Origin of the sequence: Methanosaeta sp. UBA356, from assembly GCF_002496465.1 — an archaeon.
GTDB classification, from domain to species: domain Archaea; phylum Halobacteriota; class Methanosarcinia; order Methanotrichales; family Methanotrichaceae; genus Methanothrix; species Methanothrix soehngenii.
In genome coordinates this window covers 1-14577 of the sequence record NZ_DAKC01000075.1, presented here as the reverse complement: position 1 = coordinate 14577, position 14577 = coordinate 1, and the positions used below count along the sequence as shown (strand labels likewise).

Sequence of the window (14577 nt, the reverse complement as noted above, 5' to 3'; positions counted from 1 at the left end):
TTTTTTGGTTTTCCATGGGAAACGCTACTGTTTCCGTTTTTCCCGTAGAACTGGATCGGTCTATCCATTTCTGCTAAGAAGTGGCCCAATTGAAACCTTTTTCAAGCTTCTTATTCATTTCCCTGATATCCATCTATCCATTTCTGCTAAGAAGTGGCCCAATTGAAACCCGACCGCTCTCTTTACCTCTGCTGTCCTATGCCAGCCGGCTATCCATTTCTGCTAAGAAGTGGCCCAATTGAAACAGCCATCTTTAATCCCCGGCAAGGGAAGTATGGGCCCTATCCATTTCTGCTAAGAAGTGGCCCAATTGAAACGAACGGATTCGCGCCTAGCGGCCGCCGCCCCGGCAGCGGCTATCCATTTCTGCTAAGAAGTGGCCCAATTGAAACCCGTTAATGTGAATGCTCGCATCCCAGCCAGTTTCCTTTCTATCCATTTCTGCTAAGAAGTGGCCCTGTCCGCCTGTAAAATTCGATGCTAATTATAAAATACTTAAACATTCGCTTTTGCATATGAGTTTTACGTTGCACTTTCATTCTACATACAAATAATATTCGTATTGTTGTATCTAAGACCATCAACGGCCAGCTTCGTTTGTACCCAAGCCTCCCCGGCGTTGAGGGGGCCCAGGGCATTAGCGCGGGAGGCCCACAGGGCCGACTCGCGGCGTGCACTAAAAAACAGTCTGTGTAAATCAAAATAACCTTGATAACAGCACTTGATTCGGGAAATCATTATATCCAATATCCTTCGAGCCTCATAAAAGCAGCTCAAGACTTTAGCCAGGCCCGCCCCGAGATTTTTATCCTTCTAAGAGAATTTTCTATTTAATATATCTCAATCCAAAACCATCGACGCAGCGAATACAGCCCTCAAAAAAAATTTGCCAGATCATTCCGCTAAAGTTCTCATCACCTTCGCCTCAGCCTTCACAGGCACTGGATATAGCATCTGGGATCCTATCCTCTCCATGATCTCCTTAAGCCTTGAAGCATACTCCTCTGCTCGATCCTCGGGAACCTCCAGGATGATCTCATCATGGATAGAGCCTATTATCCTCGCCTCCTCGTCCGACAGCTTCTCATAGACCTCAGCCATCACCAGCTTGATCAGATCCGCTCCCGTCCCCTGGCAGGGGGTATTGTACATCTGGAACTTGCTGGCGGTGATCCCTGCCCCAAAGCGCGGCCAGATCCGCCTCCGCCCGAGGATCGTTCTGGTGGCTGTCAGTGGCAGGGAGAAGAATCCACGCACGCAGTTATGGAAGTGGTGCTGCATAGTGTAACTCATCTGGGATAGCTGCATCTTCTGCCACTCTCTCACTCCCGGATAGCTGCAGAAGAACTTCTCCAGGCGCTCTTCCGCCTCATCCAGGCAGATGAATTCGCCATAATCGGAGAGGATGCGCCACTGTAAGCTCTTCGCCGATCCTCCATAGATGAGAAGGAAGTTCATGGCCTTGGCCGCCTGCCTCTGCGAATCAGTCACCTCTTCAAAGGGAGTTCCGCTGATCCGGGAAGCAGTCAGACGGTGCAGGTCGACGCTGTTCATAAAGGCCTCCTGCATGGCCTCATCCCCGGAGATACGGGCCATTATGCGCAGCTCGATATTGGAGAGGTCGGCCTTGACATACCTTTTGCCTGCAGCCGGACGAAATAGCCTCCTAATTGCCGGGGCATCATCTCCCCTGCGAGGGATCTGCTGGGCGTTGGGATGGCGAGAGCTGATTCTCCCCGTAGAGGAGGGAATCTGGAAGTACTGAGGATGAACCCTGCCGTCCAGAGGATGAACCTTCTCCAGCCATTTGTTCAGAAACAGCAGATTATAGGAGAGATGCCTGTAGCGCATAAGAGCCTCAGCGAAAGAGCAGCCTGCTGCAGCAAGGCTCTTCAGGACCTCCGCTTTGGTGTTGGCAGGCCGGTAGCCCCTCTTCGCCAGAAAGGCCATAACATCCTCTTGCCGGTCGGGATTCAGGTAATAGCAGAGCCTTTTGCCGTCAAATGAGACTGTGACAAATCCCTTCCTCTCTGCCTCATACTGCATCCTCCAGATCTGATCGATGATCTCATCCTCCTCCTGGTCGATGAGCTCTCTTGCTCCAGAGGAGTCCAGGCCAATCCCCGAGATCTCCATCTCCACCAGGGCAATAGCTGCGCGAAACTCCAGGTCTGCCACCCTCTGCAAATCGTTTTTGGCCAATAGCTCCGCAAGGATATCATGAAGCGGCAAAAGGGCGGCCGCTCCTTGGGCAGGGCAACCCTCTTCATCCAGAATGATTCCCAGATGCCTTTCCGCCAGAGAGGCCAGACTGTGATCGACAAGCCTCTTCGTCCAGGGATTTTTGGGATTGCCGGATGGAGTCAGATAGTAGTACCCAGACCAGCAGATCTGAGAGGCGAGCATGATATCAAAGACGCTGCAGAAGTTCAGCTTTCGACCGGCTCTTGCCCTGATGAATGAGAGAACGAACTTCGAGTCGTGCAGAGTCTTCTTGATCCTCCCGTTCTCCAAGAGCCCAGCCAGGTCACCGATGATGCCCTCTTTCAGCTCAGGGCGGTCAGCTATATCGACGGTATAGACTGTGCTGCTGCTGGGAGCATTGGGAACGGCGAGAGAGATTCTCTGTATATCATAGCTCAGAGGATCGGGGCCGGTGGCGGTCAAATTAAGGCCAAAGAATCCAGCCATTTCTATCTCTCCTAATATGGATTCCCATTCAGGCAGCGACTGAACCATTGTGATGGATTGGGGCTCAAGGCGATCGATCATATCAACCAATAATTGTGAAGAATCACTATAAACTTTCTGAGGATCTCAATGAAGAGCATCTCTCCTCGATACGGTGGGCGGGATCGCAGGGCCATGCAGTGACAGGTGGGCCAGGTGGTGGATGTGACGCTCCCGACGGAGAAATAGAGCTACAGGCTTGAACTGCATGCAGGTATACAGTTCTACCGGGGCCGCCTGGAGAATACTAACCTTTTTTAGGCCTGTCGCGCCAGGTTAGATGCTATTGTTCTTTCTCCAGAAGATCCTTAATACCAAATAGTATTAAATGTATCAGTAAATGGTCGAAAGGGAGGAGGCAGAGGAATGCTGATAGACAAGATCAAGGAGCAAATCTTGCTGAATAATTATATAATAACATTTCATGCCCACAGGAGAATGGATGAGAGGGGCATTTCTACTGAGGATTTAGTTAATTTGATATTGGATGGAAGTATAATAGAGGACTATCCAGACAGCAGGCCGTGCCCCTCTGCTCTCATAGCTGGCAGAGCTGGCTGGCGATATTGTCACGCCGTGGTAGCTCTCTGCGAAAACCATCTGCGAATAATCACAGTCTACTGGCCGGAGGATGGAGAATGGAAAGACAATATGACGAGAAGAATGAATTGATTCCTGATATCTGCAACTGCGGTCGAGGAAGATTGCATCGGGGCAAGACAGAGTATCTCACCAGGGTTGATGATGGAGTATTAGTGATCAAGAATGTACCCGCCCTTATATGCGATATCTGTGATGAGGCTTACCTGACACCAGAAGCCTCCAGAGAGATCGACAAGATTGTCAAGGATTTTCGTGAAGGAAGACTCCTGGCAAAGCCCATTGCAGCGGGTGAGGTCGAACTCAAAATGAAAGAGGTTGCCTGATTGGAGCACCAATAGTAGAGTGGCAGGAGGAAGGCCTGGATCTTGGAGGAATGTGAATTGACAGTACACATCATCTACTCCATCGCGGTCTCCTCGCCCATCACTCCCGCCGAGCCGCTGCCCCCTCTGCCCGACATCCCCAGGGGCTCGCTGCTGATCGTGCAGAGGTGCCATCTAGCGCTATGGCATGGCACTGCACAAATAGCACAGCTCACCCGCTGCAGCAGCAATCACCTTTTATGATCCTCGCCTGGGGGCGGTGGTGGCGGCCACGCACATAACTACTTTTAAATTCCCTCCGGGAAATAGAGTCATGATATGTTCGCAGAATACATTCAGGCATCCTTGGAGCGAGCAGTCTATAAAACGCTTGAAGGAGAAGACGAGCCGATCTTTGTATCGGTCCCTGAGCTTCCCGGCGCATGGGCAACGGGCAAGACGGTAGAAGAGGCCAGAAAAAGGCTTATTGGAGTTATCGAAGAGTGGATACTTCTAGGTGTCCGGCTGGGGCATCCAATCCCTCCTATCGGTGGCCATACCATCAGCACCCCGCAGGAGTCGGTGACTGTTGCCGAGTAGGCTCACTGCAGTATCTCGTCGGGATCTGATCAAACGATTGAAAAGCCTGGGATTCTCTGGGCCGTACGCCGGACCGGATCATTCATTCATGGTCAGAGGATTCGCTCGCATCAGAATTCCCAATCCTCATAAACAAGAAATAGGCATAAGCTTGCTAGTTGAGATACTTCGAGAAGGTGGGATTTCCCGCGAGGAGTGGCTATCGACTAATTGATTTGAAGAGTGTAGAAGGCATAAGGGATAAAAAATGTGCGTTCCCATCATCTACTCCATCGCCGTTGTACCTGAGCTTCCTGGCTGCTCGGCCTTTGGCGAGACAGAGGAAAGGGCTTTGCAGGAAGTCAAGATCGCCATGAAACTATGGCTGGAGACTGCAAAAAAGATAGGCAGATCGATTCCCGTTCCTCAGAAGCGAAGCCTGATTGCCAGTCTTGCATAGGCCCCAGTTTCACCTCGCAAGTCGCTAGCAAGACATTGTATTTATATCGTCCTTCCTGCCTATTCAAGCCTCCCCGGCGCTGAGGGGGTCTCGTTGGCCGCAGCCCGGAGGGCCGACTCGCGTCATCCACTGAAAAGCATGAATAGATCGGACTCCTTTGAAATCATACCGGTGGCTAATGGGATCGATTTACCGGGGCAAGAAGGGCAATGATCATTAAATTATCTCCAGCTCTCATCCCTTCAAATACCTCTCAATCCTCTCCAGCCCTTCAGCTATCTTCTGCAGGGAGTTGGCATAAGAAAACCGCAAGTATCCTTCTCCACTGGGCCCAAAGTCAATACCCGGAGTGACTCCCACATGGGCTTTTTCCAGAATATCGAAGGCCAGAGCATAAGAATCTCCAGAGAAATGCTGAGCATTGGCGAAGACATAAAAAGCTCCCGTCGGCTCAACGGTAATTCCAAAGCCCATCTCTCTCAATCGCCGGACCATGAACTTCCTCCGCTGATTGTAAATCCTCTTCATCTCTGCCACATCCGGGCCGGTCTCCTCTAAAGCAGCAATTCCCGCCCTCTGGGCAAGGGAGCTGGCGCAGATGAAGAAGTTCTGCTGCATCTTCTGAATGGGCCGGACGAACCTCTCCGGAGCGATCAGATATCCCAGCCTCAGCCCGGTCATGGCATAGAGCTTGGAGTAGCCGTTCAGCACAAAGGCATGATCTGTGAACTCCAGGATGGAATGCTCCTTTCCCTCATAAACCAGTCCGTGATAGATCTCATCGGAGATGATGTATGGGCCGAGCCCGGCGATGGCCTTCATGTTCTCCCCAGAGAGGAGGTTTCCTGTGGGATTGGAGGGGGAGTTGATCAGAATGGCCCGGGTCTGGTCCCCGATCCGCTCTCGGATCGCCTCCGCCCTCAGCTGGAAGCCGTCCTTTTCATAGACCGGAACCCTTGCCGGCACTCCCCCCAGGAAGCTTATGAAATTGGGATAACAGGAGTAGCCTGGATCGGAGAGTACCACCTCCTGGCCCCTCTCCAGGAGAACGGAGAAGACAAGCATCATCGCCGGCGAGGTGCCTGAGGTCACCACCACCTGCTCGGGCTTTATAAAAACGCCATAGGTCTTTTCATAATGCCGGCAAATGGCCTCCCGCAGCTCCAGATCCCCCAGGCTGTGGGTGTAATGGGTCAATCCCAGGTCCAGAGCCTTTCTCGTCGCCTCCTTGACCGCTAAAGGGACATCGAAATCCGGCTCCCCCACCTCCAGATGGATGACATCCACTCCCTGCCTCTCCAGCTCCCTTGCCCTCTCTAAAACCTCCATCACAATGAAAGGCGTAATCTCCTCTGCTCTCCTGGCGATCAAGATCCTTCTCCCATGCTGTCAGTCCAGTTGTCGGTTGACCTAAATAACGCCTTTCATTAGCATCTCACTCATCCGCAGCGCCTCGGCTCAGCAGAATAAGGGATATTCTCCTTCAAGCACCAGGCCAGCTGAGAGAGCATGGGCAGGATCTCCTTCTCCTCCTTTTGCCTCTGTACCATGATCTCAGCCAGGCTGCCCTGCTCGATTCTCTTTTCGATCAGGGGAAGATACCGCTGCTCCTCCCGGGTGGCATTCCTCGCCGCCAGGGCATAGAGCCTCTCCAGCTCCGGCCTCATAGCGGCGACCCCGCGACGCATGCCATCCTCCAGCATAGCTAATAGATGGCTCTCACTATCCTCCAGCTCCAAGTCAGTGCGGAGGAGGGCCATGATGAAAGCACAGATCGCCATATCCGAATGCAGACACTCCTGCTCATCTATGGCCTTGATCTCCAGGCACCTCCTGGTGAAGCGCACGATCTCCCCTCTGGAGTTCACCCACTCGTGGCAAAGTATCTGAGCATGCTGCTTTTTCAATTCCCGATAGATATTGCGGTTGATCTCGACATAATCTCTGATACCCTCCAGCCTCTCGGGAATCACATTCCGGCAGATCTGGGGGATCTGGGACTGATTTCTTCGGTAGTACACCAGCCGGCTGTCCATATAGGAATTGACTTGTCCCTCGACAAAGGGAGAGGAGGCAGTCACCGCCACCAGATAGGGCATGAGCGAGCGAATCTTGTTGAACATCCCCACCAGCTCCTGCTCATCCCTATAAGGAATATTGATCTGCAGCGCCTGGATGTTCAGCCAGCCATGCTGCTTGATGCCAAAGAGCCGGTCGTATGCCTGGTAGTAGTCCTGCTCATCGTGATCCCAGTAGGTCGTCTGATCCAGGGTTAGCAGGGGATGCATTCCCAGGCCCAGGAACTGGTACTCATTTTTCGTCGCCCGGAAAAGCTCTTGCAGTCCCGAAAAGAGATTCTCCTCCAGGCGGCCAAGGTTGCCGGGAGACGCCGGAATAAGCTCCAGGACATGCTTTTGCAGCTCTTTGGACACCCGAATTCCCCCGAAGGCCACCTCGTGTTCTACCCTGCCATTTATCCTCTCGATGATCCTGTCGGATATGGCCAGGGGGCGGAAGATGCTATCGTTTATGGAGTACTCGTGCTCCGTTCCTAAATGAGATTGTGCGGGTTGTGCCCGGTGCATTGCTGCCCTGGATACTCTCCCGAATTGCAATGGCATCCTTTTTCAGTCCTCCAGCCGGATCTCCGCCACAAGATCAGTCTGGGGCTCATCGATCTGTAGAATCTGGGCCATCTCCTCCTCAGGCACGCTTCTTATCAGATCCATGATCTTCTCCACAGAGGTCTCGAAGAGGGCATCGTATGCCTTCCGGTTAGCCCTTAGGAATCGAACCATGGGACAGATGCTCTCCCTCTTGAGGAATATCTGCAGCATATCATCCTCAATATCAAAGGTGAACGGCCCGGCTACGCAGGTCTCAGGCTTGATATCATGGATGCTGCACTTCCCATCCCGGAAGAGCACACAGAATCCATCCTGCCTGAGGCGGAGCCTCTTATATCCGACAAACTCGATCGCATCCGCGCTGACGCCGTTTTCCATAAGTATATCAATCCGCTTCTGGCTCAGGGGAGGCCTGGCCTCAAAGCAGCAGCCACCAGCCAGATGGCAATCATCGCAGGCCCGGCTCAGGGTCTGGCAAAGGTCCTCATCCATTCAAATATCATCTCTTAGATAGTGCGAAATCATCATTTAGCCTATTCAATAAAAAAGTTGATCTACCCCTCTTTAGAGTCGATGTCGCTGGAGTAGATGTCGCTCTCGCCCCATTGGCCGACCTGTGCATAGGTAAATTCAGCTTCCTGCTGATATCTGCCCATCAGACCGGCAGAAGAGATCGTCCCCATGGAAAGGTCTCGGGCATCGTCCAGAGCCTGGGCGGATACGAGATGAGAGATGATCTGTCCGAACATCTCCGGGTAATGTTCATCCTCTCCCCCTTCCAGAGAGGGATTGTCGTTCACCTCGATGACGAAGAGCTTTCCGTTGCTCTCTTTTATGTCCACTCCATACAATCCTTTACCGATAGCCCCTGCCGCTTGCTTTCCCAGATCTATTACCTCTGGCGGCACCTGATCAGCGGGCACGCTCTCCACATCGCAATAGACGATATGGCCGTTGACAGAGGCCTGGATCTTGAAGGTCTCCGAGGGTATGATATACCGGCAGGCGTAAAGCAACTGGCCATTGATCACCCCCACCCGCCAGTCGAACCGGCTCTCGATGTACTCCTGAACCACAATCCAGTCGGATAGCTTGAAGAACCTCTTGGCCACCTTCAAGAGCTCCTCCACATCCGAGACCTTCTCCACCCGCACCGAGAAGGATGTTGACGGCTCTTTGAGAACCAGAGGGCTGCCCAGCTCATCGAAAAGCTGCCTTGCCTGCTGGTCATCTAATTCCCTCTTCTTCAGAAACCTGGTCTTAGGCATGGAGACGCCTTCTTTCTGCAGGTGCATGTACATGTTTATCTTGTCGGCGCAGATCCTGATGGATGTGGGGTCGTCTATCACCGGCACGCCGTACATCTCCGCCATCCTGGCGGCCACGTAGGTGGTGTTCATGGGATCTGTGTCGGCACGGATGAAGAGCGCATCCAGTCGGGGAATCTTTTTCATATCCACGGGAAAGATGAACTCGACGGTATGGCCCATGCTCTCTGCCACATCCCGGCACTTCACCAGGGCCATGAGCTGAGAGGAGCTGCTCAATGTCTTTCTATTGACGAAGATTCCAAGTTTACTCAAAGCGTTTCACCCTCTTGTCCAGAAGGTCCTGGAGCATTTCTTTTTCCTCTTTGGATAATTGAGAGTATTTCACCGGCGCCAGGGAAGAGAGATTATAGGTGCCAGAGTTGTCCTTCACCATTACGATCTCCACCAATGGCAGCTTGAAGACCTGGTAGATCTTCTCCGCAATCTCTGCTACCTCTTCACAGCAGTTCAGGCTTCGGCCGAAAATGGAGACGCATCTGGTAACGGCAGAGGTATCAGCGATCTTCTGGTAGCAGAAAGGATACCTTCCGTGGTTGGTGATGTGCTTTACCACCTTCTTTGCCTCGTCATGATCATTCACCAGGAAGTACTCACTGGGAGTGGAGAAGTAGTTCAGGCCATAGATGATGGCCGGAAGGGGCACGAACTGGTAGGATACAGTCCAGTCGCAGACGGAGATGCCCGCCAGCTTGGCCTTCTCCAGGCATATAGGAACGATATAGGCGTCTAAAACATCCCTGCTGCTGGGAGTGGTTATGATCCCCTCATTCTCACTCTTGACAATGGCATAGTACGGCTCAGTCTTGTAGAAGTAGCTCTCATTGACGATGTACTGAGAGTCATCTTCCACTAAGGTGTACATTATATCCTTCTTAGGAATCTGATCCCGTCGTTGGTTCATTAAATGATCACCGCACGATCTGCGTGTGAGAGAATAGGTCTTTTGCTTTGGACAGATTTGCGTCCACATTGTCTATATTGTGCTGCCATTCAGGTTTTTTTCCAGACGGTACCCTACGGTGCCTTATGTGACTACGGTGCCGCTCCGGATCGGATGCAACTTCAATCTCTGAAATCTGAAATCCCCGAAGAGCGTTCTAGTCAGCATGTAGTATTTATCGTTGTCGTCCAGATGCCTTTGAACCGATCCCTGAAATCCCCCGTCCGGATCAGATTCGATTTATTCCAACAAGAAATGGAAATCGGCCCCTGGAATTCAGAGATATTTCGCGAGGATATTCCAGAGCACTCATTCCACCCAATTCAAGGGCGGATGCTAATTTTTCTCTAATAGAGCCATCAGCTCTGCCGCATTGGTTGCTGGAAGCTGGCAGACGTGATCCGAGCAGACATAAGCCGCGGCCTTTCCCTTGACCGGGACCAGATCTCTGGTAAAGGGAGCGAGCATGACGATCTCGCTTCCTGATGCTAAAACCACCGCTTTATTGGGCAGGAATCTAATTCTTATCGCGGCCAGCATCTCTTTCAGTCCCCCGTCCTCCAGGCTGCCGACCAGGGCTACCTCATACGTAGGTCCCAGAGCATAGTCCAGGGCACAGAGAAGCATTGTATACCCCAGGGGCTGGGCGGAGACTGCAGGAAGGGCAGAGCGAGCGAGGAGGGCGGCCTTCTCCTCTAAGCTTGTATCTCCCGTCAAATGCAGCAGCCTGAGGAGGTTTAGGAGGGCAATGGAGTTTCCAGAAGGCAGAGCGCCATCGTAGTACTCCTTCTTTCTGACCAGCAGCTCCTCGCCATCATCCGCAGTGAAGAAAAAGCCCCCTGCCTCCCCATCCCAGAAGTGCTTATCCATGATCTCATTCAGATGGACTGCCGCCTTCAGATACTTGACATCGAATGTCGCCTCATACAGCTCGATCAATCCCCAGATGAGGAAGGCATAGTCATCCAGGTTGGCCTGAATATCTGCTCCCTGCCGGTAGCGATGCATCAGACGCCCCTCAGGGGTCCGCATCACCTCTAAGAGAAAGTCCGCCGCCCTGCTGGCTGCCGTAGCGAGATCGGGGTCCTGCAGGGCTCCTGCCGCCCGTGCCAGGGCAGCGATCATCAATCCATTCCAGTCGGTGAGGATCTTGTCGTCCTTGAGGGGATGGACCCTCTTCTCTCTGGCCAAATAGAGTCGGGATATCATATCGCTGGAGCGGTGGTACAGCTCCTCCTCCGGGATCTTCAGGACACTAGCAGCATCGCTAAAGCTTGATCGTTGCCTGAGGATGTTTCTTTCCCCCTCATAGTTCCCGCTCTCATAGACATCGAATAGCCGGATCAATAGCCGGAAATCCTCTTCGCCCAGGGACTCCTTTAGCTCAACTGCGGTCCAGGTGTAGAATTTGCCCTCCTCTCCCTCGCTATCAGCGTCCTCAGCCGAGTAGAAGCCTCCCTCGGGAGAGGTCATATCCCTCAGGATGTACTCCAGGATCTCGCGCACCGTCTGAGCGTACTCCTCCTCACCCGTGGCCTGATAGGCCTCAGCATAGGCCATGGCCAGGAGCGCCTGGTCATAGAGCATCTTCTCGAAGTGGGGTACGAACCACTCCGGATCGGTGGAGTATCTGTGAAATCCGAATCCCACATGATCGTAGATCCCTCCCATCCTCATGCCCTGAAGGGTGGTCTTGGCCATCTCCAGGGGCAGGATGTTTTTGGTTCTCTTCCAGCAGCGCAGAAGGAACAATATGTGATGGGGGGTGGGAAACTTGGGGGCGGTGCCAAAGCCACCATTCTCAGGATCGTAGATCGAAGAGAGGGCGCTATAGCCCCGGGAAAGAAGAGAAGAATCGAATGGCGACCCCGAGAGGGAGTCCTTATGAGCCTCCTTCTGCACGCCTGCTCCCCTGCCGCTCTGCCGTCCCTTCAGATGATCCACGATGATGTTCGCCGAGCTCATGAGGCTCTCTCGATCGTTATCCCACATCTCCTTGACCTGAGCGATCAGCTCCATCAATCCCGTCAGGCCCATATGCCCTTTTTTTGGTATGTAAGTGGCAGCGAAGAAGGGTTTTTTATCAGGAGTCATCATAACGGTCAATGGCCATCCCCCTCTGCCGCTGACAGCTATGGCCGCGGCCATGTAGATCTGGTCTATGTCCGGCCTCTCCTCCCGATCGACCTTGATGCAGATGAAGGACTGATTCAGGAGGCGGGCCACATTGGGATCCTCAAAGGACTCGTGGGCCATGACATGACACCAGTGGCAGGTGGAGTAGCCCACAGAGAGAAAGATCGGTTTATCCTCCCTTCTGGCTGCCTCGAATGCCTCCTCTCCCCAGGGGTACCAGTCCACTGGATTGCAGGCATGCTGCAATAGATAGGGGCTCTTCTCTTTACAAAGGCGGTTTTGCTGGCAGCTGGATCTTGACGGATCTATGCCGGAGCTGGGATCTTCTGTCATGGCAACCTTGGATAGCTATTGATGCTCTCTTGTATATATCAGATCGGTATATCAGACGGGATTCTTGATGAGTCGGATCAAATAGAGTCAAACGCATGGCCAAGAGTCAGATTGGCTTTTCGCTGAATTAAGTGGGTGGGCCCAGCAGAGATTATAGCCTTTGTTACTCTGTGTCTCCGCATGAAAAACTCTTAAAGCATACTGGTTTTTCATGCTTTGGGCATGATCGCTGCCTGAGGATCATGGGCCCTTTGTGGTTGGGTCAGAGCATCGCGTCTTACCACAGATGCGCAAAGATGCAACGAGTTTGCGATTCAGGTTCACCCATACAATATAGCGAGGAGCCGTCAGATTTGATCCGTCAGATTTGATCAGCGGTCTGAGATCCTGCTCTTCACGTATAATACTAATATTATTTGTATTGTAGATCTGTCAAAGATTCGCGCCAAAATATTTCTTCTTGTCAATACCACCAAACACCATCTGGTAAGATCTTATGATACTCTTTAATCCAAATCTCTATCAGAATATCATCACCATTATTTTTAATATGATTGCTATCATTTCTCCGAATATTCAGATGATACTCCATCTCTACAGTATTCGATATGTTTATATCCTTTTGAGATAAATTGGGAGTATACTCTTTGGAGTATAGGGGTGAATTTGAAATATGAAGGGAGTATTAGTTGCGATAGCTATAGTCGTAGCCCAATTGCTTTGCTGCATAGCGATGGCTAATCCACCGCTTGTGCCTCCTGTACAGTATGAACAGTTTTGTGAGAGCCAAAAGGTATCCGGAACCGGAATCATAGATGTTAGCACATCCATAGTCGATAAGAAGATCGCTCTCGAATACTACAATACAATGGCTGGAGATGGCGATTTCGAGCTCGACTCTGAGCATGCTTATTCGCAAAATTCCGATAAGCTGAAGAGAAATATATCTTCGGTTAATGGTGGTAACAAATCCGGCCTGAACATGTATGAGAGTACGAAATTGACCTATGCTGGAGACACGCCACTGATGGGAGCCAAGTTCCTCAATTCAAAGGCGTTCTATGGCGGCATAGGAGCCAACGTCCAGGAGACCTTCGCGGTAACAGAGATGGAGAAGGACCAGACGACATTCTTTGTCTCAACCACGCCATACGATCCCCAGGAGCCCGCTGATCCTCAGTGCGATGACTACTTGAAGCTCCTTCAGACCTATTATCCTCTGGAGTACTCCAAGTACATGGCCGAATCCAAGCATAGCATAACTCCTGAGGAGCTCATAAAAAGGCTGAAGAATGCCGGTAGGGACACCGATGCAGTCGAGAAGCTGATGACCTCCAAGGATGGTACCTATAACCCTGCCCACCTGATCGGCCTGGAGACCAAGAACTCCTTCAATGGTACCTGGGGCACGGATGCCACATGGCATAGGATATTCTACAAGGACATCAAAGCCCACGAGCTGTTCTCCGGAACATTCGAGGCTGAGAAGCTCATAAAGTTCCATGAGAATCCCGTACCCGAAAAGGACAACCAGCCACCCTGTGATGGCATAGATTGCTAGGTAGCTCCTGGCAATCACCTCTTTTTGCGATTTTTATAAGGAATTGTTAAAAAAAAGAATTGCAGGATCGGAAGGTCACAATCCTTATTATGCGAAAGCTGCTACCGTTTTATACTGGTCCCAGTGGCAAGACCACCTTCTTGTATACCTCATTCAAGACCTGAGCCAGTGCTGCGTAGATCGCAGATAGTCCGCAGATGATGCCTTCATATCCGGCCAGCGTCCCGATGGCGGCGCTTCCGAAGTAGTCTCTGGCCGCCAGCAGGAAGAATAGAATGGTTAGAGTTAAGAATACTACCTGCAGAGCTCTATTGATCCTCAGGGTTCCGATGAACATCACAAAGGTGAACAGCCCCCACATAAAGAAATAGGCCGCAAAGGCAACCTTGCTGGTTGCAGTGCCAAGGCCAAGACTTGGCATGAGGAGCAATCCCACAAGAGTGAGCCAGAAGAGGCCGTAGGATGTGAAGGCAGTGGTCCCGAAGGTGTTGTTCTTCTTCCACTCCATTATTCCGGCGATGATCTGGGCCATGCCGCCATAAAATATTCCCATGGCCAGGATCATTGTATTCAGCTCATAGTATCCTGCATTGTGAATATTCAGCAGAACAGTGGTCATACCAAAGCCCAGCAGGCCTAATGGAGCTGGATTTGCGGTGTTATCGATTAGTCGCAGCGAACTCATCGCTCCTTTCTTAAAATCTTCCGTATTCTTTCCCTCCTAGATTACTGATGCAGCCATCATTATATTACTAAATATTAATCCTTTATCCTTAAAAATATTAATTGATAATAATGCTAAATGATCGATATCAACCCTACTTAGATATCTTTTTGATAAGTTAATGATAAATAATACACTTACTGGAGGACGATGTGCTCCTGCAAATCACCCTCGCCATCAGGGCCATTAAATCATTATATCAGCTTTTTTTTTTATAAGATATGGGTGGGAGGATCGGCATATCAAAGGTT

Annotated in this window: 15 protein-coding genes and 1 CRISPR repeat array; of the genes, 7 read left to right on the top strand and 8 right to left on the bottom strand. The window is 51.4% G+C overall.

Going from position 1 to position 14577, the window contains the following annotated elements; all coding sequences use genetic code 11:
- Nucleotides 1-60: 60 nt before the first annotated feature.
- A CRISPR array of direct repeats spans nucleotides 61-392; the repeat unit is 36 nt; unit sequence CTATCCATTTCTGCTAAGAAGTGGCCCAATTGAAAC.
- Nucleotides 393-894: 502 nt separating this feature from the next.
- On the bottom strand, nucleotides 895-2772 hold the full coding sequence (locus BP727_RS06565; protein ID WP_276619961.1) for a DNA polymerase: 1878 nt from the start codon (nucleotides 2770-2772) through the stop codon (nucleotides 895-897).
- A 324-nt stretch (nucleotides 2773-3096) separates the two neighbouring features.
- Here BP727_RS06565 and BP727_RS06560 point away from each other — a divergent pair, with 324 nt between their 5' ends.
- The 6 genes from BP727_RS06560 (at nucleotide 3097) to BP727_RS06540 (ending at nucleotide 4674) form a co-directional block, all read left to right on the top strand.
- The gene (locus BP727_RS06560; protein WP_013719804.1) at nucleotides 3097-3402 is read left to right on the top strand and encodes a DUF4258 domain-containing protein; all 306 of its coding nucleotides are present in this window, start codon (nucleotides 3097-3099) and stop codon (nucleotides 3400-3402) included.
- The gene (locus tag BP727_RS06555) at nucleotides 3369-3656 is read left to right on the top strand and encodes a type II toxin-antitoxin system MqsA family antitoxin (RefSeq protein WP_273278321.1); all 288 of its coding nucleotides are present in this window, start codon (nucleotides 3369-3371) and stop codon (nucleotides 3654-3656) included. Before BP727_RS06560 ends, BP727_RS06555 begins: the two co-directional genes overlap by 34 nt.
- Before the next feature lie 57 nt (nucleotides 3657-3713).
- Nucleotides 3714-3899 carry a hypothetical protein gene (locus BP727_RS06550; RefSeq protein WP_193373737.1) on the top strand — a complete coding sequence of 62 codons (186 nt, stop codon included), beginning with the start codon at nucleotides 3714-3716 and terminating at the stop codon, nucleotides 3897-3899.
- A 75-nt stretch (nucleotides 3900-3974) separates the two neighbouring features.
- Nucleotides 3975-4235, top strand: coding sequence for a type II toxin-antitoxin system HicB family antitoxin (locus BP727_RS06545; RefSeq protein ID WP_048132303.1), 261 nt, complete (start codon nucleotides 3975-3977; stop codon nucleotides 4233-4235).
- The gene (locus tag BP727_RS13575) at nucleotides 4225-4449 is read left to right on the top strand and encodes a type II toxin-antitoxin system HicA family toxin (RefSeq protein WP_324307022.1); all 225 of its coding nucleotides are present in this window, start codon (nucleotides 4225-4227) and stop codon (nucleotides 4447-4449) included. The genes BP727_RS06545 and BP727_RS13575 overlap by 11 nt, the downstream gene beginning before the upstream one ends.
- Nucleotides 4450-4482: 33 nt before the next feature.
- Nucleotides 4483-4674 (top strand): type II toxin-antitoxin system HicB family antitoxin, encoded by a 192-nt coding sequence (locus BP727_RS06540; RefSeq protein ID WP_013719808.1) that lies wholly within the window; start codon nucleotides 4483-4485, stop codon nucleotides 4672-4674.
- 234 nt (nucleotides 4675-4908) lie between these two features.
- On the opposite strand, the gene BP727_RS06535 is transcribed toward BP727_RS06540, so the two are convergent.
- The 6 genes from BP727_RS06535 to BP727_RS06510 form a co-directional block, all read right to left on the bottom strand.
- Entirely contained in the window at nucleotides 4909-6045 is a 1137-nt protein-coding gene (locus BP727_RS06535) for a pyridoxal phosphate-dependent aminotransferase (RefSeq protein WP_276620937.1), read from the bottom strand.
- 68 nt (nucleotides 6046-6113) lie between these two features.
- The gene (locus tag BP727_RS06530; protein WP_286857952.1) at nucleotides 6114-7295 is read right to left on the bottom strand and encodes a glutamate-cysteine ligase family protein; all 1182 of its coding nucleotides are present in this window, start codon (nucleotides 7293-7295) and stop codon (nucleotides 6114-6116) included.
- A 6-nt stretch (nucleotides 7296-7301) separates the two neighbouring features.
- Nucleotides 7302-7793 (bottom strand): YkgJ family cysteine cluster protein, encoded by a 492-nt coding sequence (locus BP727_RS06525; protein ID WP_013719811.1) that lies wholly within the window; start codon nucleotides 7791-7793, stop codon nucleotides 7302-7304.
- 62 nt (nucleotides 7794-7855) lie between these two features.
- On the bottom strand, nucleotides 7856-8884 hold the full coding sequence (locus tag BP727_RS06520) for an ATP-grasp domain-containing protein (protein WP_013719812.1): 1029 nt from the start codon (nucleotides 8882-8884) through the stop codon (nucleotides 7856-7858).
- A complete protein-coding gene (locus tag BP727_RS06515; protein ID WP_273466349.1) occupies nucleotides 8877-9494 on the bottom strand; it encodes a RimK-like ATPgrasp N-terminal domain-containing protein in 618 nt (205 codons plus the stop codon). Before BP727_RS06515 ends, BP727_RS06520 begins: the two co-directional genes overlap by 8 nt.
- Nucleotides 9495-9908: 414 nt before the next feature.
- Entirely contained in the window at nucleotides 9909-12041 is a 2133-nt protein-coding gene (locus BP727_RS06510; RefSeq protein WP_013719814.1) for a thioredoxin domain-containing protein, read from the bottom strand.
- 673 nt (nucleotides 12042-12714) lie between these two features.
- On the opposite strand from BP727_RS06510, the gene BP727_RS06505 reads away from it, so the two are divergent.
- A complete protein-coding gene (locus BP727_RS06505) occupies nucleotides 12715-13602 on the top strand; it encodes a hypothetical protein (RefSeq protein ID WP_273271246.1) in 888 nt (295 codons plus the stop codon).
- Between the two features lie 109 nt (nucleotides 13603-13711).
- Here the strand turns inward: BP727_RS06505 and BP727_RS06500 are convergent, their stop codons facing one another.
- Nucleotides 13712-14287: an acetate uptake transporter gene (locus tag BP727_RS06500; protein ID WP_013719816.1), complete on the bottom strand. Its 576-nt coding sequence runs from the start codon at nucleotides 14285-14287 to the stop codon at nucleotides 13712-13714.
- Nucleotides 14288-14577 lie beyond the last annotated feature (290 nt).

What these genes read in the sequence shown, in the direction of transcription:
- BP727_RS06555 (WP_273278321.1), top strand. Translation starts at nt 3,369, where the DNA reads ATGGAAAGACAATATGACGAGAAGAATGAATTGATTCCTGATATCTGC.
- BP727_RS06560 (WP_013719804.1), top strand. Translation starts at nt 3,097, where the DNA reads ATGCTGATAGACAAGATCAAGGAGCAAATCTTGCTGAATAATTATATA.
- BP727_RS06505 (WP_273271246.1), top strand. Translation starts at nt 12,715, where the DNA reads ATGAAGGGAGTATTAGTTGCGATAGCTATAGTCGTAGCCCAATTGCTT.
- BP727_RS06545 (WP_048132303.1), top strand. Translation starts at nt 3,975, where the DNA reads ATGTTCGCAGAATACATTCAGGCATCCTTGGAGCGAGCAGTCTATAAA.
- BP727_RS06510 (WP_013719814.1), bottom strand. Translation starts at nt 12,041, where the DNA reads ATGACAGAAGATCCCAGCTCCGGCATAGATCCGTCAAGATCCAGCTGC.
- BP727_RS06540 (WP_013719808.1), top strand. Translation starts at nt 4,483, where the DNA reads ATGTGCGTTCCCATCATCTACTCCATCGCCGTTGTACCTGAGCTTCCT.
- BP727_RS06525 (WP_013719811.1), bottom strand. Translation starts at nt 7,793, where the DNA reads ATGGATGAGGACCTTTGCCAGACCCTGAGCCGGGCCTGCGATGATTGC.
- BP727_RS06500 (WP_013719816.1), bottom strand. Translation starts at nt 14,287, where the DNA reads ATGAGTTCGCTGCGACTAATCGATAACACCGCAAATCCAGCTCCATTA.
- BP727_RS06515 (WP_273466349.1), bottom strand. Translation starts at nt 9,494, where the DNA reads ATGTACACCTTAGTGGAAGATGACTCTCAGTACATCGTCAATGAGAGC.
- BP727_RS06530 (WP_286857952.1), bottom strand. Translation starts at nt 7,295, where the DNA reads ATGCCATTGCAATTCGGGAGAGTATCCAGGGCAGCAATGCACCGGGCA.
- BP727_RS06565 (WP_276619961.1), bottom strand. Translation starts at nt 2,772, where the DNA reads ATGATCGATCGCCTTGAGCCCCAATCCATCACAATGGTTCAGTCGCTG.